At 61.3% G+C, this 21,126-nt stretch carries 19 protein-coding genes and 1 pseudogene; 11 read left to right on the forward strand and 9 right to left on the reverse strand.

Annotated features, from left to right (window positions below; all coding sequences use genetic code 11):
* The first annotated feature begins 85 nt into the window (after window positions 1-85).
* Window positions 86-1,987: a potassium transporter Kup gene (locus M728_RS21990; RefSeq protein ID WP_026621123.1), complete on the forward strand. Its 1,902-nt coding sequence runs from the start codon at window positions 86-88 to the stop codon at window positions 1,985-1,987.
* Between the two features lie 27 nt (window positions 1,988-2,014).
* Here M728_RS21990 and M728_RS21995 read toward each other — a convergent pair whose 3' ends face one another.
* Window positions 2,015-2,638 carry a TetR/AcrR family transcriptional regulator gene (locus M728_RS21995; protein ID WP_026621122.1) on the reverse strand — a complete coding sequence of 208 codons (624 nt, stop codon included), beginning with the start codon at window positions 2,636-2,638 and terminating at the stop codon, window positions 2,015-2,017.
* 138 nt (window positions 2,639-2,776) lie between these two features.
* Between M728_RS21995 and M728_RS22000 the strand changes: the two genes are divergently transcribed.
* The gene (locus M728_RS22000; RefSeq protein ID WP_026621121.1) at window positions 2,777-4,003 is read left to right on the forward strand and encodes an MFS transporter; all 1,227 of its coding nucleotides are present in this window, start codon (window positions 2,777-2,779) and stop codon (window positions 4,001-4,003) included.
* A 159-nt stretch (window positions 4,004-4,162) separates the two neighbouring features.
* Here M728_RS22000 and M728_RS22005 read toward each other — a convergent pair whose 3' ends face one another.
* Complete coding sequence (locus M728_RS22005; protein WP_026621120.1) at window positions 4,163-4,537, reverse strand: DUF427 domain-containing protein; 375 nt, start codon at window positions 4,535-4,537, stop codon at window positions 4,163-4,165.
* A 159-nt stretch (window positions 4,538-4,696) separates the two neighbouring features.
* Between M728_RS22005 and M728_RS22010 the strand changes: the two genes are divergently transcribed.
* On the forward strand, window positions 4,697-5,089 hold the full coding sequence (locus M728_RS22010) for a GFA family protein (RefSeq protein WP_026621119.1): 393 nt from the start codon (window positions 4,697-4,699) through the stop codon (window positions 5,087-5,089).
* On the opposite strand, the gene M728_RS22015 is transcribed toward M728_RS22010, so the two are convergent.
* Together M728_RS22015 and M728_RS22020 are read right to left on the reverse strand one after the other, a co-directional pair.
* Window positions 5,086-6,384, reverse strand: coding sequence for a sodium:proton antiporter (locus tag M728_RS22015; RefSeq protein ID WP_084044527.1), 1,299 nt, complete (start codon window positions 6,382-6,384; stop codon window positions 5,086-5,088). The two genes, M728_RS22010 and M728_RS22015, sit on opposite strands and share 4 nt — an antisense overlap.
* A 139-nt stretch (window positions 6,385-6,523) precedes the next feature.
* Window positions 6,524-7,423 carry a LysR family transcriptional regulator ArgP gene (locus M728_RS22020; protein WP_026621118.1) on the reverse strand — a complete coding sequence of 300 codons (900 nt, stop codon included), beginning with the start codon at window positions 7,421-7,423 and terminating at the stop codon, window positions 6,524-6,526.
* A gap of 102 nt (window positions 7,424-7,525) precedes the next feature.
* Between M728_RS22020 and M728_RS22025 the strand changes: the two genes are divergently transcribed.
* The 4 genes and pseudogenes from M728_RS22025 (at window position 7,526) to M728_RS22040 (ending at window position 10,435) form a co-directional block, all read left to right on the forward strand.
* A complete protein-coding gene (locus M728_RS22025; RefSeq protein ID WP_026621117.1) occupies window positions 7,526-8,134 on the forward strand; it encodes a LysE/ArgO family amino acid transporter in 609 nt (202 codons plus the stop codon).
* A 52-nt stretch (window positions 8,135-8,186) separates the two neighbouring features.
* Window positions 8,187-8,830 (forward strand): annotated as a pseudogene (locus M728_RS22030) (LysE family translocator).
* 17 nt (window positions 8,831-8,847) lie between these two features.
* The gene (locus M728_RS22035) at window positions 8,848-9,747 is read left to right on the forward strand and encodes a dihydrodipicolinate synthase family protein (protein ID WP_026621116.1); all 900 of its coding nucleotides are present in this window, start codon (window positions 8,848-8,850) and stop codon (window positions 9,745-9,747) included.
* Window positions 9,748-9,844: 97 nt separating this feature from the next.
* The gene (locus M728_RS22040; protein WP_026621115.1) at window positions 9,845-10,435 is read left to right on the forward strand and encodes a hypothetical protein; all 591 of its coding nucleotides are present in this window, start codon (window positions 9,845-9,847) and stop codon (window positions 10,433-10,435) included.
* A 49-nt stretch (window positions 10,436-10,484) separates the two neighbouring features.
* On the opposite strand, the gene M728_RS22045 is transcribed toward M728_RS22040, so the two are convergent.
* Complete coding sequence (locus tag M728_RS22045; RefSeq protein ID WP_026621114.1) at window positions 10,485-10,877, reverse strand: VOC family protein; 393 nt, start codon at window positions 10,875-10,877, stop codon at window positions 10,485-10,487.
* Between the two features lie 442 nt (window positions 10,878-11,319).
* On the opposite strand from M728_RS22045, the gene M728_RS22050 reads away from it, so the two are divergent.
* The 4 genes from M728_RS22050 to M728_RS22065 are packed head-to-tail and all read left to right on the forward strand — an operon-like array spanning window position 11,320 to window position 16,810.
* A complete protein-coding gene (locus tag M728_RS22050; RefSeq protein WP_026621113.1) occupies window positions 11,320-12,078 on the forward strand; it encodes a DUF3365 domain-containing protein in 759 nt (252 codons plus the stop codon).
* Complete coding sequence (locus M728_RS22055) at window positions 12,075-14,831, forward strand: response regulator (protein WP_026621112.1); 2,757 nt, start codon at window positions 12,075-12,077, stop codon at window positions 14,829-14,831. Before M728_RS22050 ends, M728_RS22055 begins: the two co-directional genes overlap by 4 nt.
* Window positions 14,832-14,862: 31 nt before the next feature.
* Window positions 14,863-15,234 (forward strand): response regulator, encoded by a 372-nt coding sequence (locus M728_RS22060; RefSeq protein WP_026621111.1) that lies wholly within the window; start codon window positions 14,863-14,865, stop codon window positions 15,232-15,234.
* Between the two features lie 16 nt (window positions 15,235-15,250).
* On the forward strand, window positions 15,251-16,810 hold the full coding sequence (locus tag M728_RS22065) for an adenylate/guanylate cyclase domain-containing protein (protein ID WP_026621110.1): 1,560 nt from the start codon (window positions 15,251-15,253) through the stop codon (window positions 16,808-16,810).
* Window positions 16,811-16,841: 31 nt separating this feature from the next.
* On the opposite strand, the gene M728_RS22070 is transcribed toward M728_RS22065, so the two are convergent.
* The 4 genes from M728_RS22070 to M728_RS22085 form a co-directional block, all read right to left on the reverse strand.
* Window positions 16,842-17,795, reverse strand: coding sequence for a C45 family autoproteolytic acyltransferase/hydolase (locus tag M728_RS22070; RefSeq protein WP_026621109.1), 954 nt, complete (start codon window positions 17,793-17,795; stop codon window positions 16,842-16,844).
* A 136-nt stretch (window positions 17,796-17,931) separates the two neighbouring features.
* Entirely contained in the window at window positions 17,932-19,365 is a 1,434-nt protein-coding gene (locus tag M728_RS22075) for an ABC transporter ATP-binding protein (protein WP_026621108.1), read from the reverse strand.
* The gene (locus tag M728_RS22080; protein ID WP_026621107.1) at window positions 19,362-20,186 is read right to left on the reverse strand and encodes an ABC transporter permease; all 825 of its coding nucleotides are present in this window, start codon (window positions 20,184-20,186) and stop codon (window positions 19,362-19,364) included. Before M728_RS22080 ends, M728_RS22075 begins: the two co-directional genes overlap by 4 nt.
* A complete protein-coding gene (locus M728_RS22085) occupies window positions 20,183-21,121 on the reverse strand; it encodes an ABC transporter permease (RefSeq protein WP_026621106.1) in 939 nt (312 codons plus the stop codon). Before M728_RS22085 ends, M728_RS22080 begins: the two co-directional genes overlap by 4 nt.
* Between the last annotated feature and the right edge of the window lie 5 nt (window positions 21,122-21,126).

The raw sequence follows: 21,126 nt of genomic DNA on the forward strand, positions 1-21,126 counted from the left end.
TGCAGAGATCTTTTACATGCCCCTATTTGACACTTGAAAAGCACAGTCGTATGCCCATCAGGGTCCACCATTTCGGGGAGAACCCATGACCACCTCCCTCGACCATGCGCCGGCACAGGCGAATAGTCTGCGCCAGTTCCTGGTACTCACCCTCGGATCGGTGGGCGTTGTCTACGGCGACATCGGGACAAGTCCGCTCTACGCCTTCCGTGAGGCGCTTCGCCCGTTTTCGGAAGGCGGCGTTGCGCGCGAAGAAGTCGTCGGGCTCATCTCGCTGATGATCTGGACGCTGACGATGATCGTCACCTGCAAATACGTCCTCTTCCTGCTTCGAGCCGACAATGATGGCGAGGGCGGCACGCTGTCGCTGCTCGCCCTGCTCATGAAAAGAGCTCCGCGCTATACGACGGCCATGTTCGTGGCAGGTATTCTGGGCGCCGCCCTTTTCATTGGCGATGCGATGATCACGCCGGCGCTTTCCGTGCTCTCGGCCGTCGAGGGACTGAAGCTCGTCACGCCGGCCTTTCACGATTACGTCCTGCCGATCTCGGCCGCCATCATGGTGCTATTGTTTGCCGTGCAGTCTCGCGGCACGGAAGCCGTCTCGAGGTTCTTCGGCCCGATCACTCTCATCTGGTTTCTGGTCATGGGAGGAGCCGGCATCGCCCATATCGGCGACGATCTGGCAATCCTTGCCGCATTCAATCCCGTTCACGCGGTTACCTTTTTGTGGAATGCCGGTCTCGTCGGCTTCATCGTGCTCGGCGCCGTCTTCCTCACGGTGACGGGAGCCGAGGCGCTTTATGCCGATCTCGGCCACTTCGGCCGCCAGCCGATCCAGGCGGCCTGGTTCGCGATTGTGTTTCCAGCACTGGCTCTGAATTATCTTGGACAGGGCGCGATGGTGCTGTCGCATCCCGAGGCCATCTCCGATCCATTTTTCCTGATGTTCCCGAGCTGGGCCCTGTTGCCGGTGGTGATCCTTGCCACTGCCGCAACGATCATCGCCAGCCAGTCGGTGATCACCGGAGCGTTTTCGCTCGTGCGGCAAGCGATCCACCTCGGCTTCCTGCCGAGATTCGAGATCTGCTACACTTCCGAAACACAAACGGGACAGATTTACCTGCCTTTGGTCAACACTTTTCTGTTGGTCGGCGTGCTTGTTCTGATGTTCGTATTCGGTAGTTCCGAATCCCTTGCCCCGGCCTATGGCATATCGATCACCGGCGCCATGCTGATCGACACAATTCTCGCCTTCGCGTTCGTGCGCTATCTGTGGAGCTGGTCTACCTTGACCGCGACTGCGTTCCTGCTTCCTCTGTTCCTGCTCGAACTGATTTTTCTCGGCGCCAACCTCTTCAAGGTCCACCACGGCGGCTACGTGCCCATTCTCTTTGCCGGCAGCGTGATGATGCTGATGTGGACCTGGCGCAAAGGAGTCAGGCTCCTGCGGGAGAAGACGGCGCGCCACGAGATCCCGCTCAACCAGTTCATAGCCGCGGTCGAGCGCAAGTCAGAGCACGCTCCCGTTGTCGTACCGGGAACCGCAATCTTCCTGACCGCAACTCCAGACACGACCCCCGCGGTTCTCTTGCACAACATCAAGCACAATCACGTGCTGCATGAGCACAATGTCGTTCTGACCATCAAGACCGCCAGAGTGCCTTATGTGCCGGAAAAGGATCGCTACACGCTCACCAAGCTCTCCGAGCGCTTCAGCAGGCTGGAGCTCAGATTCGGCTTCATGGACGACCAGAATGTTTCGCAGGCGCTCGCGCAATGCCGGAAGGCAGGCTTCAAATTCGAGATCATGACCACTTCCTTCTATCTCGGACGGCGCAAGCTGGTTGCAGACCCTCAGTCGGGATTGCCTCGGTGGCAGGACAAGCTCTTCATCGCAATGGCGGACTCGGCGATCGATCCCACCGACTACTTCCACCTGCCCGCGAACCGTGTCGTCGAGCTAGGAGAACAGGTCATCATTTAGATGTGCCGACTCTCTGCCGTTATTCGCCTAGCGCCTGAGCTTAGACGGCGCGCGGAATTCGTCCTTTTGAGCGCGCAGACCCTCTAGTAGGGTCCGGAAGCCTCCTACCGCCCTGTTGGATGTTTCCTTCGGATCATCGGAATTGGCGATCCACTGCGCAGCACCGCTGCTCGCCGCGATGATGAGCCGAGCACCCGCCTCCGGATCGATGTTTGCAATAACCCCCTCGTCCTTGAGCGCGCCGATGGTTCGCGCAACAGCGGCAATGCAGCCATTGGCGTTGGGCCATGTCGACGGATCACCGAGGACGGCAGGACCGTCCCGAAATATGATGCGCCGGATCTCCGGCTCGAGCGCCATCTCGACATAGGCAACGTTCTCCTCGACGAAACCTTCCCATCGCGTCGAGGCCTTGGCTGACACCCGGTTCAGCCGCTCCGTCATTTCGGCGTCTATCTCCTGGATCACCGCCTGAAGCAGGCCCCTCTTGTCTCCAAAATGATGATAAAGCGCACCGCGCGTCAGGCCGGCCTCGGCGGTGAAATCATCCATTGAAGCTTCCGCGTAACCGACGGTTCCGAATGCCCGCCGCGCCGCTGCAATCAGCTTGGCCCGGGTCTCGGCGATCATTTCCTTGCGTGGCTTGGCCATCGAGGTCCTTTCGCATACGTCGCGTATATTTTTTTTCATACGCAGCGTATTTTAATTGACATACGTCGCGTATGCAATTACCTCTTCACATACGCCACGTATGTGGGAAGCATGTCCGAAGTCTCAAAGGAGCGTCGCATGTCAAATCCGTACAGGGAAATCTTCGCCGCGCCCGGCGCCAAAGGGTTTTCGTCCGCAGGCTTTTTCGCAAGACTGCCGCTCGCAATGGCTCCGATCGGGATCGTCGCGATGCTATCTCAGACCCATGGCGAATATTGGCTTGCAGGGGCCGTGTCGGCCACTTTCGCCCTCACCAACGCGCTTGTCTCACCGCAGATATCCAGGCTGGTCGATCGTTTGGGCCAGGCGGCCGTCGTCACGCCGACCACGATCGTTTCGGTCCTGTCATTCCTCGCCCTTATCGTGGCAGCAAACCAGAAGTGGCCTGAATGGACGATGTTCGTCGCCGCATTCGTCGCCGCGAGCATGCCGAGCATCCCGGCCATGGTCCGCGCCCGATGGACGGAGCTTTTCCGTAACCGGCCGGAACTGAACACCGCCTTCGCATTCGAGTCGGCCGCAGATGAGCTGGTCTACATCGCCGGAGCATCTCTCTCCGTAGGATTGGCGGTCGCGCTTTTTCCTGAAGCCGGCATGCTGATCAGCACGCTGTTCCTTGCCCTGGGAACTGCCGCGTTCATATTGCAACGCTCAACGGAACCGAAAGTGCGGGTTGTAGCGGGGCACACTACGCAAGGCTCGGCGATCCGTCAGCGCCCCGTACAGATCATCACGCTGGCACTCGTATTCGTCGGTTCGATCTTTGCAACGGCGGAAGTAAGCGCCGTGGCGATCACCAAGGAGCTCGGGCAGCCGGGTGCGGCAAGTTTGGTGATCGGCGTGTATGCAGTCGGCTCCTTCGTGCTCGGGCTCGTCCTTGGCGCTTTCAACCCCAAAATGCCGCTGCACCGGCAATTGCTCATCGCCGTCAGCGTGCTTGCCTTCACGTCCTTGCCGCTCCTGGTGGCAGGCACATCCGTACCGCTGCTCGCGCTCGCCGTCTTCCTTAGCGGCATCGCGATCTCCCCGACCTTCATCACGGCCTTTGGACTGATCGAACGCCGCGTACCGGACTCAATGCTGACCGAAGGCGTCACTTGGGTGATGACCGGAATCGGCATCGGGATGGCGCTCGGCGCATTCGTGTCGGGCTGGGTCGTGGACAGTTTTGGCGCGCAGAACGGCTTCTGGGTTTCGATCGCAGCCGGCGCAGCGACGGTGGTGACTATCGCTTTGGGGCAGTCTAGCCTTGCGGGTGAAAGGGCGGAGCATCTGAACGGTGAGGTCCCGCAACCGGCAGAGTAGTCCGGAAGCCGCGGCAGAGCACTCGCTTGCAGCCGCGCTGACTTCGATGACCGCATCACCGATGCACGCCGCACCTCATGCGGCGTGCTTTCTTAAGGCTACCGTACGGACATCCCGTGCGTTGTCTCGTCGGATGACTGGAACGCGCCGGCCCGGCGCCTACGATTCCTCGATCGAGTCCACCCGATCCGGATAGAATGCCAAGTGGTCCTTGATTTCGCGAACCGCTGCATGCGGGTCTTCATAGGTCCAGACGGCGTTCTTCGAGCGCTCGCCACCGGGGATGATGCTGTAATAGGAAGCGTCGCCCTTGTAAGGGCAATGCGTCGAATGGTCGGTGCGGTCAAGCAGCGACATGTCGACGTCCTTGCGGGGGATATACTGCACCGGCGGGTAGGAGGCCTCTCGCAATGTCAGCGCCTCGCGCGTATCGGCAACGACGTGGCCGTTGAGTTTGACGACGACGCGCGCTGGATTGCGATGGATGGTGATCGGATGGTCGGGCCCGGGAATTTTGATCGGCTTGTCTGACATGAGCGATCGCCTTCGGAAGATTGCACCGTTTTCTTACATAGGGGGCATGCCTCCGTTTCCCAAGGGACGGCAGCCGCTTCACGCACAGGCCGTCTCCGGGGACTCCTCGGATCACGCATCTGCCCTAAGTCGAGGGACAGGCTGGTCAGGAGATTGGACATGGTTACGAGAACCGGCGGATGCCTGTGCGGCGCCCTGCGCTACGAAGTAAGCGGCGAGCCCTTGCGGGTTGGGCTTTGCCATTGCGCGGATTGCCGAAAGGAAAGTGGCTCATCTTTTACGACATTCGCCGTCTGGCCCACACGGGCTTTCAGGAGCAGTGGCGAGGTGAAGGTGTTCGCCGGCCGCGGCTTTTGCCCCGCTTGCGGATCGCGGCTGTTCAACCCGGGGGAGGAGGAAACCGAAATCCGCGTTGGCTCGCTGGATGACGTCCCGACCTTTCTGGTCCCGGAGTACGAAATTTGGGTTATCAGACGCGAGACCTGGCTCCATCCTCTCGCGGTGCCGCAATATCCGAGAGATCGAGGTCAGTCTGCCGAGGAGGCTGGCTAACCATTCTTCGGCCTCCGGGTATTCGTCGAGTCACTCTGCCAAACGTCGCCTTCATCTCCGGGCCTGTTACTTCTACGCCGCCTATCGAGCCAGCGCATTGCCGGCGTGACGGTCAGCCCATGCATGACGATGGAGATCAGGACGATCAGGGCAACCGCTGACCAGAGGACACCGACCTCTTCGAAATTGGCCATCCCCGTTGCAAATGCGAGGTAGTAGATCGAGCCTAGACCGCGGATCCCGAACACCGAGATTGCCGCTCTTTCTCCTTTCGGCAGGCTCGAGGGAAGACTTGCCCAGGCGGAAGCCGGCCGAACGATCAGGATGACGAACAGCGCGAATGCGACCAAGCGCCAATCAAGTTCGTCAATAAGCTGTCCGACACTGACGGCCGCCCCGAAACAGACGAGAAGCACCATCATCAGCAGCCTTTCGATCTGCTCGGAGAAGTTGTGAAGTTCCTTGTGAAATTCGTGATGGCGCTCGACCGTGCGGAAGGAAAGTGCTGCGACGAAGACGGCCACGAAGCCGTAGCCGTGGGCAAGTTCGGTCAAGCTGTAGGCGAGGCAAGTGATGCCCAGGGCGACGAAGCCGTCACCGGTGCGCACGAGTGCCGCTTTTTTCGGGAGGCGGAACGTGGCGAAGCCGAGTAGCTTGCCGACGAGCCACCCCGTGGCAACGGCGGCAAAAAGCCGCCACAGCACATCGATGAGGAGCCAGTTCGTGAACCAGTCCGGCTCGTCGGGCGCGAGAGCGATTGCAATCGCCAGATAGACGAAGGGAAAGCTGAGGCCGTCGTTCAAGCCAGCCTCGGATGTGAGGGTGAAGCGGACCTCGTCCTCCGTCCCGGTCTGCGGCGGCCCTACCTGTACGTCACTGGCGAGCACCGGATCCGTCGGTGCAAGTGAAGCGGCAAGAAGGATCGCCGAAGCAGCTCCAAGCCCCAGCATCCAGTGGGCGCCGACCGCCATTAGGGCAATGCCCGCCGGCATTGCGATGCCGAGAAGACGCCACGTGAGCGCCCAGCTAAGGAGGCCCAATCGGCGATCAATCTTCAGGCCAGCGCCCATCAGCGCGACAATGAGGGTAAACTCTGTCATACGCTCTATGACAAGCCGACTGTCGAAACCGGCCAGTTGGGAGATCGGGTTGAAGATCGACTGTCCGGCCAATATGCCGATAGCGATGCAAAAGATGGGAAGGGAAAGCGGCAGCCGACGAAAGGCCATGGGAATCCAGGCCGTCAGCAGCACCACGATGCCGAATAATCCAAGAGCTATATGGTAACGCTCCATCTCCAATCCATCAGGCCTTTCCACGGCCCTCGTACGGTTCGGATCACCGATGCTGGGAAGAAGGAGTTGCGAGCAGTATGGTTCCGGAACGAGCGGTCAGGAGGGGCCAATCATGCCCGCCCGGCACCTCGGTGTCGTTTCAGTCCAGCAGATGATGCTTGGCTACAGCCACGACCTCGCGTGTCAGGTCAACCAGCCGATCGGCGGCAAGACGGTTCATCTGCCAATACAAGGGAACGTCCAACGGCGTTTCCGGGATCAGCTCGACCAGCCGCCCGGAGTCCAAGTGCTCGCGCACAAGGGGGGCCGGGTTCATGCCCCATCCCATGCCGGAAAGGCTGGCTTCGACGAAACCTTGCGTCGAAGGCAGCCAATGGGTGGGCGGGCTGAGCTCTTCTTCGAATACCTGACGTATCCACCGGCTCTGGAGCTTGTCCTTCTGATTGAATGTCAAGGCCGGCGCATTGCCAATGGCCTCCGCCGTGACGCCCTGCGGGAAATGCCGGGCCATGAATCCGGGGCTCGCCGTTGCATGATAGCGGAGCGCGCCGAGGAACATGCGCCGGCAGCCCTGAACCGGCTTCTCCCCGCTCGTGACGGCGGCGACCACTTGCCCTCGCCGCAGCCATTCGGCGGTATGGTCCTCGTCATCGACCGCAATGTTCAAGAGATGCGAAGACCGTCTGGCGAAGCTTGACATGGCCCCCAGGAACCATGTTCCGAGACTGTCGGCATTGGTCGCAATGTGCAGCGTCACCCTCTGTTCGGGCTCCGCAGGATCGACAAGGCCAGGCAGATGCTCGAACAGCTCGGCTTCGAGCATGCCGACATTCTCCATGTGCCGGCAGAGCCAATCTCCCTTCTCCGTTGCGGTGCAGGGATTGCCCCGCGCGACCAGAACGATGCCAAGACGTTCCTCGAGCTGCTTCACCCGCTGCGACACGGCCGAGGGTGTCACGTTGAGAAGAGCTGCGGCCTTTTCGAAGCTGCCTGTTTGAACCACCGCCGAAACGGCGCGGAGAGCAGAATAATCGAGCATGACTTAGTTTTGCTTAATCCGGGTTAGCAACATTAACTATCCTGAATTTGCGAAACGCGATAGCGGAAAGGCTCACGGTATTTCGGGAGCGCGCTTCAGAGCATGAATTTTTCGGTTTTCGGCACGGGCTTGATGATGGGGCTCAGCCTGATTGTCGCGATCGGCGCGCAGAACGCGTTCGTGCTGCGCCAGGGCTTGCGCAACGAACATGTATTCGCCGTCTGCCTCGCCTGCGGATTGTCCGACGCCGTGCTGATCACGCTGGGCGTGACCAGTTTCCAGCAGATTGCCGCATTGCTCCCCTGGCTCGATCCGGTCATGCGCTATGGAGGAGCGGCGTTCTTGATCTGGTACGGTGCGAAAAGCCTCTATTCCGCCTTCCGCTCGTCGGGAGCGTTGGCGGTGCAGGAGACGGCCTCATCGACCTTTCGGGCGACGCTTGTCACCTGTCTGGCTCTCACCTGGCTCAATCCGCACGTCTACCTCGATACGGTCGTGCTGCTCGGTACCATCTCGACCCGGTTTCCGGGATACGAGGCATCGTTCGCGGCCGGAGCTGCAACGGGCTCGTTTCTATTCTTCTTTTCGCTCGGCTACGGTGCAACCTGGCTGCGGCCGATTTTCTCGAAGCCGGCATCCTGGCGGATTCTGGAAACGCTCATCGCTCTTACAATGTGGATGATTTCCTTCAACCTATTGAGGCAGATGTAGCCGAGGCTCTGCCGGCATTCCGCTTCGACCGACCTTCGTTAACACCAACAGCATGATTGGGCTCAGATTGTCCGACGAACTCCACCATCTCCTCATCGTCTATACCGCCTATGTCATCGCGGCCGGGAGCCCCGGCCCCAGCAATATGCGGATCATGGGGGTGGCGATGCATAACGGAAGACGTGCAGCTCTCATACTCGCTGCCGGCGTGGTCAGCGGTTCGATCTTCTGGGGTACGATGGCGGCAACGGGTGTCTCCGCAGTTCTGACCCGCTATGCGGAAGCGCTGATCTTGCTCAAAATCTTCGGCGGTCTTTATCTCCTCTATCTCGCCTTCAAGGCTGGCAAGGCCGCGCTTGCTTCCGACGCGAAAGCTGCTGCACACGCGGGTCCGAACGGTACCGCATTGTCGGGAGCAGACCTCTACCGGCGCGGATTGCTCATGCATCTCAGCAATCCGAAATCGATCCTCGCCTGGATCGCCCTGGGCTTGGACCGGACTCGTCATGGCATACGCTTGCTGCAATCCTCGGCGGTTGCGCGGTCTTAAGCGTCATCATCTTTTGCGGATATGCGATCATCTTCTCGACCGCACCCATGGTGCGCCTGTACCGTCGTGCAAGGCGCTGGATCGAGGGGCTCCTGGCGATGTGTTTCGGCTTTGCCGGCCTCCGACTGCTGTTCTCGCGCGCATAGAGATTTAGGAGAGCACAATGAAATTGTTCGCTGGCCTTTCGGCTTTTCCCATCACGCCCGCGGATGCCTCGGGGCATGTCGATACCGGAGCGCTCGAGCGCCTTCTCGAACGGATCTCTGCGGCCGGCGCTGACTCGATCGGGCTGCTCGGAAGCACAGGCGGTTACGCCTTCCTTTCGAGGTACGAGCGTCAACGCGCCGTCGAGGCCGCCATGGAGTGCGTTGGCGGCAAGATACCCGTCATCGTCGGCGTCGGCGCGCTAAGAACAGACGAGGCTCAGGCGCTCGCCCGCGATGCAAGGAAGGCGGGGGCGAATGGTCTCCTGTTGGCCCCCATGTCCTATACTCCTCTGACGGAAGAGGAGGTCTTCCAGCACATTTCCGCCGTTGCGGAAGCGGGTGAACTGCCCCTGTGCATCTACAACAATCCAAGCACCACCCATTTCACCTTCACCGACGACCTGATCACCCGGCTGGCGAGCGTGCCCAACATTGCCGCCGTGAAAATGCCCCTCCCCGCTCAGGGGGATTTCAAGGGTGAACTTGCGCGTCTGCGCTCGCGCGCACCGGAAGGTTTTGCCATCGGCTACAGCGGCGATTGGGGTGCTGCGGATGCGCTGCTGGCAGGCTGCGACGCCTGGTACAGCGTGATCGCCGGCCTGTTGCCTTCCGAAGCCGTTGCTCTCACGCAGGCAGCCCAAGCCGGCAACGCGTCCGAAACCGAACGCCTCGGCCGGGCCTTTCAGCCCCTGTGGGGCCTGTTCAAGGAGTTTGGCAGCTTCCGCGTCATGTACGCGATTGCCGAGGTACTTGGCCTTTGCCACGCCGCACCACCACGGCCAATCCTGCCCGTGCCGCCCGCCCACATACCGAGAGTGAAAGACGCTCTCGACCGCATTGCCGCCGCCGCAGCTTAGTTGAGGAGCCGGACGCTCACCGCCCCATTGCGAACGCCGGCGACAAGCGCGATCATCGGCCGGATGCTTTGCTTCACCCAAGCACGGAGACAGCGCGATGGCGGGAAGGAGCGAAACCGGCGGCGGACAACGCGGAAGCGTTTGGCGGATATCGGCCTGGATCATCGCAGCGCTCGTGCTCTTCTTGCCCTTGGTCGCGATGCAGTTCACCGATGAAGTGAATTGGGATGTGACCGACTTCGCTTTCGCCGGTGGTCTGATCGTCGCCACTGGTGTCACCTTTGAACTGACGGCAAGGATGACAAACAATAAAGCGTATCGGGCAGCCGTCGGCGTTGCGCTCGCGGCAGCATTCAGCCTCGTCTGGATCAATGCTGCCGTTGGCATCATCGGGTCCGAGAACAATCCCGCCAACTTGATGTATGGCGGGGTGCTCGCCGTCGGGATCGTCGGCGCTATTATCGCTCGTTTCAAGCCGAGCGGTATGGCGCGCGCATTCTTCTTGACCGCGCTCACTCAGGGGATGGTCGGCGTCATCGCGCTCGCCGCCGGATTGGGGTCTCAGGCGCCGAGCTTTCCGGAAGCCGTCGTGTTCCTGACCGGCTTCTTCGTCGCCCTGTGGCTCTTATCGGCCTACCTGTTCCGGAAGGCGGCGCAGGAGCGAACGTCCGCGGTTGCAGCGCCGTAGGTCGACCCGCCATGTCCGTTTTCGAATCCAACGGTACGTCCCCGAACGATTACGGGTTCCACCCACCGCTGCCGTATTGACGGGTAATCACCTCGAGAAGATGACCATTTGGGTCCTCGAAATACACTCCGCGGCCGCCGTCGTGGTGATTGATCTCGCCCCGCCTCGTTCGGCCCGGGTCGGCCCAGTAAGGGAGTTTCCGTTCGCGGATCCTACCGAAGATCTCGTCGAACTCGGTTTCGCCGACCAGAAACGCATAATGCTGCGGCGTGATTTCGCCGTCGGTATCCATGTAGTCGAGGTTGGCGCCATTTTCTGTCGTGACCATCTGGAAAGGGCCCCAGCGCCTCGGGGCTGGAAGGCCAAGCATTTCCGCCAGGAATTTTGCCGACGCCTCGCTGTCACTGGCTGACAGTATTGTGTGGTTGAAATCTACAGCCATGCCACCGCTCCTTGTGATCTCATCTTGCCGTCGCTGCGAATTCTTCCGTGAATGAACCGATGCTGCAGCACGTGACGAGACGAGGCCCCAGAATAGAGATGGAAATTACTCAAATTCGGGCCGAGCGAACGGAAACCGAGCATTTTTACTTCCGCCGCTTCCCGCCGGCGGGCATGCTCCCCTGTCGAATGGCTCACGCTACTGCATGTTTCCTTAAATCGTACTCGATTTAAGGACAAAAACATGCAGCAATTCAAAGTGCTACAGCGTCCTTTGTGCGTCTGAAAAAGACGCACGGCGCTGTAGAGGCACATTTCGGTTACCGTTGAAACGTGGCCCTCCTTACGGCCATGGGCCGCCGGTAAACTGCCAGAGACGACTCCTTCCATCGGCCTTCCTGTGATATGTTTCCGATTTGGTGCTTCCTCCGGGAGGGATGGAAATGGAAGCCACTTCAGCCTTGGCGAGAAGCTGCATTTTCGCAATTTTCTCCGGTTTTATTCTCCTCTCGTTTCCAACGGCGGCTGACGAGCGCGCTGACCTGGCGACCGGAACACGGCTCGCCGAACTGCTCAGGGCGGCCCGAAGCGTCCTTTCGAATTACCAGTCGCTCATCAATGATCCGGCGGTAGGAGATAAAAATCTCGATGGCGAGCGCTTCACGAAGGAGGCGATTGCCCTCTATGCCCAGCGCACCGGCGGGCAATCGATCTCCGATGATCTGGCGGAGCGCGACCGCAAGCTGCTCCAGGCTCAGGTCGAGGCCATGCGTGAGGTCGTCGACGAAGAGCAGGACGACATAAACCGCCCCGGCATCGGCTTTAAGGGTTTCGTTCCAGCCGTTTTCGCGCGCTTGATGAACGAGAAATTCGCCGCCAAAGTCGGACACGAGGCGCTGGTTCGAGTGACTGCGCCGGAAGCCCTAGTGCGCAACCGAAAATCGCTCCCCGACGCCTGGGAGACAAGGGTCATCAATGAAGTCTTCTCGGATCCGAAGCGGCCGAGGGGCGAAATCTATACGGAAGTGACCGAGGTGAACGGCCGTCCTGCTTTCCGCATGCTGCTGCCCGAATATTACACGGAGTCCTGTCTTACCTGTCACGGCGTGCCGAAGGGCGAAATCGACGTCACCGGCTATCCGAAGGAGGGAGGTAAAGCGGGCGATCTTGGCGGTGCGATCAGCATCGTCCTGTTCAAATGAGCGCGCTGGGACAGCAGCTGGAGGCAGCCGGAGCGGCCTCTGCGCCGACGAAGCGGCTCGCCAGCCGGCTCGCCAATCTGCCGATTTCCGCGCGAGTGGCGGCGCTGACCGCCGCAGGTCTGATCAGCCTTGTTCTGTCATCCGTCTTCCTCACTCAGGCGCTTTATCGCAGCGCCGAACGCATGGCCGAAACCAGGGAGCTGTTCGATAGAGCCGCATCGGCCGCCGCAGCGCATGTCGCCTTTGGAGATCTCAGATACTGGCTCACCGACCTCTCTGTCAGTTTGCTCATGAATTCACAGCGCAACGCCGATGACGCTCGCGAACGGCTGCAGGTCCAACTGGATCGCCTCGCACAGCATGCGCCCGACGCGGTCGAGGAAATCCGCACCGAGGTCGACGCCTATGTCGGAACCGCGTTGCAGGCGACGGACAGCTATACCCAGGACAACCGTATTGTCGGCAACGCCTTGCTGGCGAAGGCCCGTATTCACAGCGGCAAGGTCGATGCCGATCTCAACAAGCTTGTCGACCAGGTAAAGGCCGAAGCGGAAGCCGCTCGCAACGAGGTCGTCGCACAAACCGAGAAGACCGCCACAGGCGCCGCAATCCTTGTGGGCGTCCTGGTCCTGGTCGGTTCGCTTCTCACGCTTCTCGTCCTGCGCTCGATCGTCGGTCCGCTCAGGCGTCTCAATCGCGTGATCGAGGACCTCACGGAAGGCCGCTACGACGTCGAGATACCCCAGGAGGGCGGCGACGAACTCGGAGCGATGGCGCGGACGCTCATGCTTTTCCGTGAAAGCGCGATCGAAAAGAAAAGGCTCGAAGACGAAGCGGAACGTCAGAGGCGGACGATCGCCGCGGCGCTCGAGGCGATTTCCGACGGATTCGTCCTCTATGATCCGGATGACAGAATCCTGGTCGCAAACAGCAAGTATTGCGAAATCTTTCCGAGCCATAGGCCCAACGAACTTCGCGGCAAGAGCTTCCACGAAATCCTGGAGCAGAATCTCGCAAATGGACAAATAGACCTAGAGGGCAAGTCACCGGAAGATTGGATCGAGGACCGCCTGCGCCGTCACCGGGATCCGGCCGGCCTCGTCGACGAGCGGCGGTTCGGCGACAAATGGGTCCGCATCAGCAAGCGCAAGATCCCCGATGGCGGGACGGTGGCCGTCTACACCGACATCACCGAACTCAAGCAGCGCCAGGTCGAACTCGAGCGGGCCAAGAGCAAGGCCGAATCCGCAAGCGAGGCCAAGAGCCGCTTTCTCGCTTCGATGAGCCACGAATTGCGCACGCCGCTGAACGCCATCATCGGCTACAGCGAGATGCTGATGGAGGAGGCGCGCGACCACGATGACGAAGAGCTCGTGCCTGACCTCGAAAAAATAGCCGCAGCCGGACGGCATCTGCTGTCTCTCATCAACGACATCCTCGACCTCTCGAAGATCGAGGCGAACAAGATGGAGCTCTTCCTCGAAACCTTCGATGTCGCCGAATTGCTGCGCGACGTGAGTGCTACCGTCGCGCCGCTGATGGCAAAGAACCGGAACGAGTTCATCAAGGATATCGATGGCGATCTCGGGGAGATGCACTCCGACCAGACCAAGCTGCGCCAGAATCTCTTCAACCTGCTCAGCAACGCCGCCAAATTCACCAATGGCGGCAAGGTGACGCTTTCGGTTCGGCGCCAAAGAAGGGCGGACCGCGATTGGCTCGTGTTCAAGGTGTCCGATACCGGCATCGGCATGACGCCGGAGCAGCAGGAACGGCTCTTCAATCCCTTTACGCAGGCCGATCCGTCCACCACACGGAACTACGGCGGTACGGGGTTGGGGTTGAGCATTACCCGCAGCTTTTGCCGCATGATAGGCGGTGTCGTTAAAGTCGAAAGCGAAGTCGGAAAAGGCTCGACCTTCACCATGGAGGTGCCGGCTGAGTGCAGGCGGGAAGCCGAAGAACCTCGGACAGCCGAACCGCCGCCGATCACAGAGGGCCGGACCGCGCTGATCATCGATGATGATCCGGCTGCCCGCAACCTGATCGCAAGGGCGCTCGCGGAAGCAGGCCTTGCCTCGATCGAAGCCGCAAGCGGACCGGAAGGGATAGCCGCTGCTCGGGAGCATCGGCCCGCGGCAATCATTCTCGACATCATCATGCCTCATCAGGACGGCTGGTCGGTGCTGCGCACGCTGAAGAGCGATCCCGAACTCTGCACGATCCCCGTTATCCTGGCGACGATCCTGGCGGATCGCGAGCTCGGCCTCTCGCTCGGAGCAGTCGAATATCTGACCAAGCCCATCGACACCGACAAGCTGATCCGGACCATAGAGACTTACGGCGGCGGCAATCGCGACGTGCTGGTCATCGACGACGATCAGGCTTCGCGCGAGTTCCTCCGGCGTATTCTGGTGAAGAGGAAATGGACGGTCCACGAGGCGGCCGACGGCATCCGCGGTCTCGAGCTCATGAAGCGCCTTAAGCCGCGTCTCGTCCTGCTCGATCTTCTGATGCCCGAGATGGACGGATTCCAGACGCTGAGCGAGATGCAGAGCGTACCGGAACTCCAGAATATTCCGGTCGTCGTCGTCACTTCGAAGGACCTTTCTGCAAACGAGCTGAGCTGGCTTCGCGACCGAGCGGTAGCCGTCGTGAACAAGGGCGCAAACAGCAGGTCGCAGCTGGTCGCGGCCCTCGAGCGCCAGATAGGATCACGCGAAACGGCCGGTACGGCCGTCGCCGACGGCTGAAGGCACTGCAATAGACCGGAGGAGAAGCGCAATGACGAGAATCCTTCTGGTGGAAGACAACGAAATGAATCGCGACATGCTTTCGCGGCGGTTGTCTCGTCGCGGTTTCGACGTACTGATCGCCGAGAACGGAAAGGCCGGCGTCGAGCTTGCCGCTTCGGAAAAGCCTGATTTGATCCTGATGGACATGAGCCTGCCGGTGATGGACGGCTGGGAAGCGACCAGGCGGATCAAGGCCAACCCGGTCACGTCGAGGATACCGGTCATCGCGCTGACTGCCCACGCGATGGCGAGCGATCGGGACATGGCGCTCGAGGCCGGCTGCGACGACTATGACAGCAAACCGGTCGACCTTTCGCAGCTCGTCCGGAAGATCGAGCAACTGCTGACGACACCCCATTGAGCGGCCATTTACGAAAATGAGTATCGGGAACGAATTTCAGCGCCAGGCCATCGCCGCCCATGTGGTGCAGCGGCTGGCCGGCCCGGCGCGGGCGATCCTGGGATTTCAGGAGTTGCTGGGAGAGCAGGCGCGAGACCTCGGTTTGACCCACATTCAGACGGACCTGGAGCGGATCGGAGCCGCCGCAAGGCAATTGAACGGCCTCATAGATGGCCTGATCGAAGGGAAGGACTGCCCTTCGCAGGAAGGGGGAGCAGAGGCGGAGGCAAGGCTCCGCCATGATCTGCGGACGCCGCTCAATGCCATTATCGGCTATGCGGAAATGATCCTCGACGAGGTCGGGGATCAGCATCAGCACACGCTGGGGGAGGATCTCGGTGAGATACTTGCCGCTGCGGCCGAGCTCCTGAAACAGGTTGATGCCATTGCCGGCCTTTCGCGCGGAGGAGCCCTCGAGCTGCAGCCGGGCGATCAAACCGAAATCGACGCAGCGGAGCTGGAACGCCTCCTCTTCAGGACCGAGCATGAGCCATGGCCCGATCAGGGTGGCAGGATCCTCGTCGTCGACGACGTCGCCAGCAATCGCGATCTTCTCTCCCGCCGGTTGCGCCGTGAAGGCCATCGCGTCGTCACTGCCGATTCCGGCCTGTCAGCGCTTCAAAGACTGAACGAAGACGAGTTCGACGTCATTCTGCTCGACATATTGATGCCGGACATGAACGGCATCGAGATTCTATCGCGGCTCAAGGCGGAGAACCGATGGCGCCACGTTCCGGTGATCATGATATCGGGCTTGAGCGAAGTCGCGGCCGTCGCCCGGTGCATCGAGGCGGGAGCTGATGACTACCTCACGAAGCCCTTCAATCCGGTCCTGCTGCGCGCCCGCATCAACTCCGCGCTCGAGAAGAAGCGCTGGCTCGACCGTGAGCACCGCTATCTGCAGCGGATCGAAACGGAGAAACGACGCGCCGATGCGCTTATTCACGCGATCCTGCCCGATCAGATCGTCGACCGCCTGCAGGGCGGCGAAGAGATCATCGCCGACCGCTTCGAAGAGGTTTCCATCCTATTCGCGGATATCGTCGGCTTCTCGCCCATTGCCGCACGGCTGCCGCCGTCCGATCTGGTCAGGCGGCTGGACGGGATGTTCAGCACGTTCGATCTCCTGACCGAGCGGCATGGCGTGGAGAAGATAAAGACGATCGGAGACGCCTATATGGCCGCCTGCGGCATCCCGGAGCCTTGCGCCGATCACGCCGACAGGATCGTAGCTCTCGGAAAGTCCATGCTGCAATCGTTGCGCGACACCTTCCCCGACAGCGATCGCTTTCGGGTTCGCATTGGAATCCATTCGGGGCCTGTCGTCGCCGGCCTGATCGGACGGCATCGCTTCGTCTACGACGTGTGGGGAGAAACCGTGAATATCGCGAGCCGCCTCGAATCCCAGGGGGCGGCCGATCGCATTCAGATCTCGGAGGCAACCAGGCGCGCCCTGCGGGGCCGGTGGACCCTTGAGCCGCGATGCGCGCTGGACCTGCGAGGCATCGGCGCGATTGAGGCCTATTTTGTTCGATAGAGAACCGTTGCGGTCACCAAATCACGCGGCCTCACAAGTAGCAATGTGTGTACTCGCCGATCCGGAAGTCCTCGAAGCTTTGGGACCAGCGTTTCCCCGGCCAGACATAGTCCACTCTGCCTTCTGCGGGTCGGTAGACGGCCGTGTAGAGAGTCCGGTAAGGAACCCGCCCGGAATAAAGTGGGGGCAGAAGGAACAGGTCCGTCAGCCTCGAAAGCGACATGGAAGGCTCCTCCAGCGCTTGCAAAAGCCGGAGCTGTCGCACCATCGAAGACGATGAGGGTCTTCCAGTCCGCTGATGGTTCGTACATGCCCTCACCCGCGAGATGATCGGTCGCTGGCGGGGGCCAAGGAACAGCGTAGCGTGCCGGCCCGAGCGATCGAGCACTGTCACGTTCTGTGGAAGCGCCACCGGTATCCGGCACAAGGCCGCCACCGCCTGGTTCACTCGATGACAGGTCTCGAGCACGTAGCGGAGCATGAGAATGATCGAGAAGCCGACGCCCTGAACACGGCTTCCACCGAAAGTCACACTGGCGACCAGTCCCTCCTCGTTCATACCGTCGAGGCAGCCTCCCCAAGGTCGCTGCGCCTTCGAAATCACCTTCAAGCCCGACCACTCGGTCAACTCGAAACGGTCAGACACGATATCGGGCGGATAGTCGAAGTTGCGGATGAGTGCCGGTCCTTCTTCTCCGAGCCAGACGGCCTGACTGCAGCCATAGTTTTCCGGCGCGGGCCGGTAATGGCTCAGCATCCGGTGAGCCACCTCGTCATCTCCGACGAGGGCGCAGGCGTGCTCATAATGAGGAACCAGCTCGGGCATGTGCCGCTCGAGAGCGGCGCGACAATCCTCGGCGCTTGGGGTCGGCACCACGGCTTGCCCGAAATACCAGCTCTCGGCCTCCGCCCGGCCGGCGACAAAACGCGCTAGCCAAGCTTCCCCCGGCCGGTCCTCCCGCGCTGCAACGAACGTCTTGTACATAGCGAACAGGATTATAGGGTGGGGGGTGTTCCAGTGGCAACGCAGCCTCCGATCGGCGCTCCCACTCCATTGCTGGCATCCTGAATTCCCTCGATGTACGGCGGGTCGGGGGCAAAGCGGCAGATCGACGGCAACGTCATTCTCCGCGACCGAGCTTCCTGGCTGCGCCAATTTCAACGATCCGGCTCGAAATGCGCTCGGCGAGATGGCGATCGTGGGTGACGAGAAGGACGGCTAGTCCGGTCTCGCGGACGATCTCGAGCAGGAAGTCAATGACTTCCTTCTGGCTGAGCGGGTCGAGTCGCGAGGTGGCTTCGTCGGCAAACAGGAAAACGGGGTCGAGCAACAGGGCACGAAGGATTGCGAAGCGCTGCAGTTCACCCCCGGAGATCTGATTGGGCAAGCGGTCCAACAGGTTGCCCTGCAACCGGAGCCGGGCAAGCAGTCTCTCCACCTCGATCCACGTACGCCCATGCAATCTCACCAGATCGACAAGCCCTTTTCGGATGGGTTGATGTGGAGCGAACGCCGCCGGAGGGTCCTGATAGAGCTTCTGGTAGCGCAGCGGCGATAGATCCTTCCGTCGCTCGACCGTGCCGGAGTCGGGTCTGGCGAGCCCGAGAAGAATGTTGCCGACGGTGGTCTTGCCGCAACCGCTGGGGCCGACAATGGCGACGATCTCGCCGGCACGGATCTCGACATCCAGATCGGCGAACAGCAGCCTTTCTCCGTAGGCCTTCGCAAGCCCGCGTCCGGCGACCACGATCTCGCCCGAGGTCGTCGTTGCCCTTCGCTCCCAGCCTTGCGGATCGGCAGCAATCAATGCGCGGCTATAGTCGTGTGCCGGCGCCGCCAACAGCTTTCCCGCCGGGCCGCATTCGATCAGGCGCCCGTCCAGCATCACGCCTACCGTGCCGCCGAGCGCCCTGGCAACGGCGACGTCATGGGTGATCGTTAACAGCAAACGCCCGCGGTCGACCTCTTGCCGCAGCCGCGCAACAACGGAATCGCGCAGGGCTGCATCGAGCCCTTTCGTCGGTTCGTCGGCGATCATCAGATCGACGTCGGCCGCATGAGTAATGGCGATTGCCGCACGCTGTGCCATGCCGCCCGACATTTGGAACGGGTAGAGTTCGCCGGCGCGCTCCAGCCCCACTTCGGCAAGATTGTCACCTGCCAGTTGCCGGCTCCGCCGCGCATCTCTCCGCTTGACGAAACGATGCACTTCCGACACTTGCGAGCCAATCCGCATCGTCGGGTCGAGCGCGAGCCAGGGCTCCTGCGGAAGAAGCGAGATGCTGCGTCCCCAGCGAGCACGCCGTTCGGCAGGCGAACCCGCCAGAAGATCGGTGCCGTCGAGAAGAACCTTTCCCGTGGCACGCAGTTCCGCCGGTAGGTTTCCCATGACCGCCTGCGCCACAAGCGACTTGCCCGATCCGCTCTCGCCAAGCAGTGTCAGCGGCCGGTCCCTGCTGACCGTGAAAGAAACGTCGGAAACGATCCGTCCCGCCGCCGCCTCGACAGCGAGTGCGCTGATCGAAAGTTCCTGTATTCCCGCTCGCATGTTCATGCGCGGTCTCCGTCTGCGACGAGTTGAAGGCCGAGCACGAGAAGGAAGATCAGCAGGGCGGGCAGAAGCACATGCAATGGCGCCTCGGCATAGTAGGGCAAAAGCTCGACAATAATGCTGCCGAGTTCGGGCGTCGGAGGTTGCAGCCCGACGCTGATGGCGCTGAGCGTCGAAACGGCGATGATGGCCGTTGCCATGGCGAAGGCGGTAAGTGTCGCAATCATCGGAGCGATCACGGGCACCACATAATTGCGCAGAATGTACCCCGACCCGAAGCCGAGCATTCTTGCGGCTTCGATGTGCGGCTGGGCAAGCACGGTCTTCGTCGTCGCCCGGGTCACCCGGTAGAATTCCACCCAGAGGGTCAGCGATAGACCCAGGAAGAGCGGACCATAGTTGCCTGGCGAGAATGCGAGCAGCAGCAGCACGAGCATCAAGCCGGGAAGCGCCAGAACGACTGTCGCCAGCAATTCGAGGAGCCGCTCCGTCCCTCCGCCTCTCCAGGCGGCGGCAAGACCGAGCAGAACGCCTGGAACGGCGGCGGCAAGCATGGTGAGGAAGGCGAGCCCGAAGGAAAGCCGCGCGCCATGGGCAAGTCGGGCAAGAAGGCTGCGGCCATAGTGGTCGGCTCCCAACGCATAATCACCCCCGATGGGCGCGAGGCTCGCGCCGAAATCCTGTGCCGCCGGATCGGTCGGAACGATCACGGGTCCGATGAGCGCAAAGGCGCCGAGCAACAGCAGAAGAGCTGCCCCGAAGGCGCGGCTGCCGGAAAGCCGGGCGCGCCCTCGAGCGAGAGAGACATTGTCGATCGTGCTCATGCAGCCCTCCCGAAACGAGGGTCGAGCCAGAGGGAAATCGCATCGACGAGGGCTGCTATTGCAACGAACATGAGGCCCATGACGAGCGCCGTTCCCTGCACCATGGGGATATCCCGCTCGACGATCGCATGCACCAAAGCGTGGCCGATACCCGGATAGGCAAAGAGGGACTCCACGACCACGACGCCTTCGACCAGATAGATGGCCTGAAGGCCGAGATAGGACACGACCGGAATAGCAGCGTTGCGGATCCCGTGTCGGCGCACGACGATCGCCTCAGGCAGGCCCTTGTGCCGGGCGAAGGCAAAATAGGGCGTCTTCGCGACCGCAGCGACCGCATTGCGCGTCACCCGGCTCGACATCGCTGCAAGCCCCAATGCCAGCGTCAGAGCCGGCAGCAGGATCTCGCGCGGCGAGCCGAACCCCGCCGGCGGCAGCCATCCGAGCTGCTTTGAAAGGATGAGCATGAGCATGAGCCCGAGCACGAAGGGGGGAATGGCGCGGAACACCACCGCCCCAACGAGACCGGTTCGGTCGGCGATGCCACCCGGCTTCAGACCGGAGAAGATGCCGATCACCGGGCCGATTAGCAGCGAGATGAGAAGTGCCGAGGCGGCGAGCCACACGGAAGCCCCCAGTTGAACCTGCAACTCATCGACAACAGGTGCTCCCGTGACCAGCGAATGACCGAGATCGAGGCGCAACAGACCGCCGAGCCACTCGAGGAACTGCAATAACACCGGTCGATCGAGCCCGAGCTCCAGCCTGACCTTATCCGCCGCTTCGGCGATGCGCGCGTCCGGCCCGTATCGACCAGCGGCAATTCGCATGGCGGCATCCCCCGGCAGAACCCGCATGAGCAGGAAACAGAGGGCGCCGACAACCATGGCGACTATCCCCGCCTGCATCAGGCGGGCGACGAGAAAGTTTCTCATTGCGC

The organism is Ensifer sp. WSM1721, from assembly GCF_000513895.2.
Lineage (GTDB): Bacteria > Pseudomonadota > Alphaproteobacteria > Rhizobiales > Rhizobiaceae > Sinorhizobium.

Bases quoted from the DNA above. Each gene is read 5' to 3' on its own strand.
- M728_RS22055 (WP_026621112.1), top strand. From the start codon at position 12,075: ATGAGCGCGCTGGGACAGCAGCTGGAGGCAGCCGGAGCGGCCTCTGCG.
- M728_RS22060 (WP_026621111.1), top strand. From the start codon at position 14,863: ATGACGAGAATCCTTCTGGTGGAAGACAACGAAATGAATCGCGACATG.
- M728_RS21995 (WP_026621122.1), bottom strand. From the start codon at position 2,638: ATGGCCAAGCCACGCAAGGAAATGATCGCCGAGACCCGGGCCAAGCTG.
- M728_RS22035 (WP_026621116.1), top strand. From the start codon at position 8,848: ATGAAATTGTTCGCTGGCCTTTCGGCTTTTCCCATCACGCCCGCGGAT.
- M728_RS22015 (WP_084044527.1), bottom strand. From the start codon at position 6,384: ATGGAGCGTTACCATATAGCTCTTGGATTATTCGGCATCGTGGTGCTG.
- M728_RS22020 (WP_026621118.1), bottom strand. From the start codon at position 7,423: ATGCTCGATTATTCTGCTCTCCGCGCCGTTTCGGCGGTGGTTCAAACA.
- M728_RS22010 (WP_026621119.1), top strand. From the start codon at position 4,697: ATGGTTACGAGAACCGGCGGATGCCTGTGCGGCGCCCTGCGCTACGAA.
- M728_RS22085 (WP_026621106.1), bottom strand. From the start codon at position 21,121: ATGAGAAACTTTCTCGTCGCCCGCCTGATGCAGGCGGGGATAGTCGCC.
- M728_RS21990 (WP_026621123.1), top strand. From the start codon at position 86: ATGACCACCTCCCTCGACCATGCGCCGGCACAGGCGAATAGTCTGCGC.
- M728_RS22065 (WP_026621110.1), top strand. From the start codon at position 15,251: ATGAGTATCGGGAACGAATTTCAGCGCCAGGCCATCGCCGCCCATGTG.
- M728_RS22075 (WP_026621108.1), bottom strand. From the start codon at position 19,365: ATGAACATGCGAGCGGGAATACAGGAACTTTCGATCAGCGCACTCGCT.
- M728_RS22005 (WP_026621120.1), bottom strand. From the start codon at position 4,537: ATGTCAGACAAGCCGATCAAAATTCCCGGGCCCGACCATCCGATCACC.
- M728_RS22000 (WP_026621121.1), top strand. From the start codon at position 2,777: ATGTCAAATCCGTACAGGGAAATCTTCGCCGCGCCCGGCGCCAAAGGG.
- M728_RS22070 (WP_026621109.1), bottom strand. From the start codon at position 17,795: ATGTACAAGACGTTCGTTGCAGCGCGGGAGGACCGGCCGGGGGAAGCT.
- M728_RS22045 (WP_026621114.1), bottom strand. From the start codon at position 10,877: ATGGCTGTAGATTTCAACCACACAATACTGTCAGCCAGTGACAGCGAG.
- M728_RS22050 (WP_026621113.1), top strand. From the start codon at position 11,320: ATGGAAGCCACTTCAGCCTTGGCGAGAAGCTGCATTTTCGCAATTTTC.
- M728_RS22025 (WP_026621117.1), top strand. From the start codon at position 7,526: ATGAATTTTTCGGTTTTCGGCACGGGCTTGATGATGGGGCTCAGCCTG.
- M728_RS22040 (WP_026621115.1), top strand. From the start codon at position 9,845: ATGGCGGGAAGGAGCGAAACCGGCGGCGGACAACGCGGAAGCGTTTGG.
- M728_RS22080 (WP_026621107.1), bottom strand. From the start codon at position 20,186: ATGAGCACGATCGACAATGTCTCTCTCGCTCGAGGGCGCGCCCGGCTT.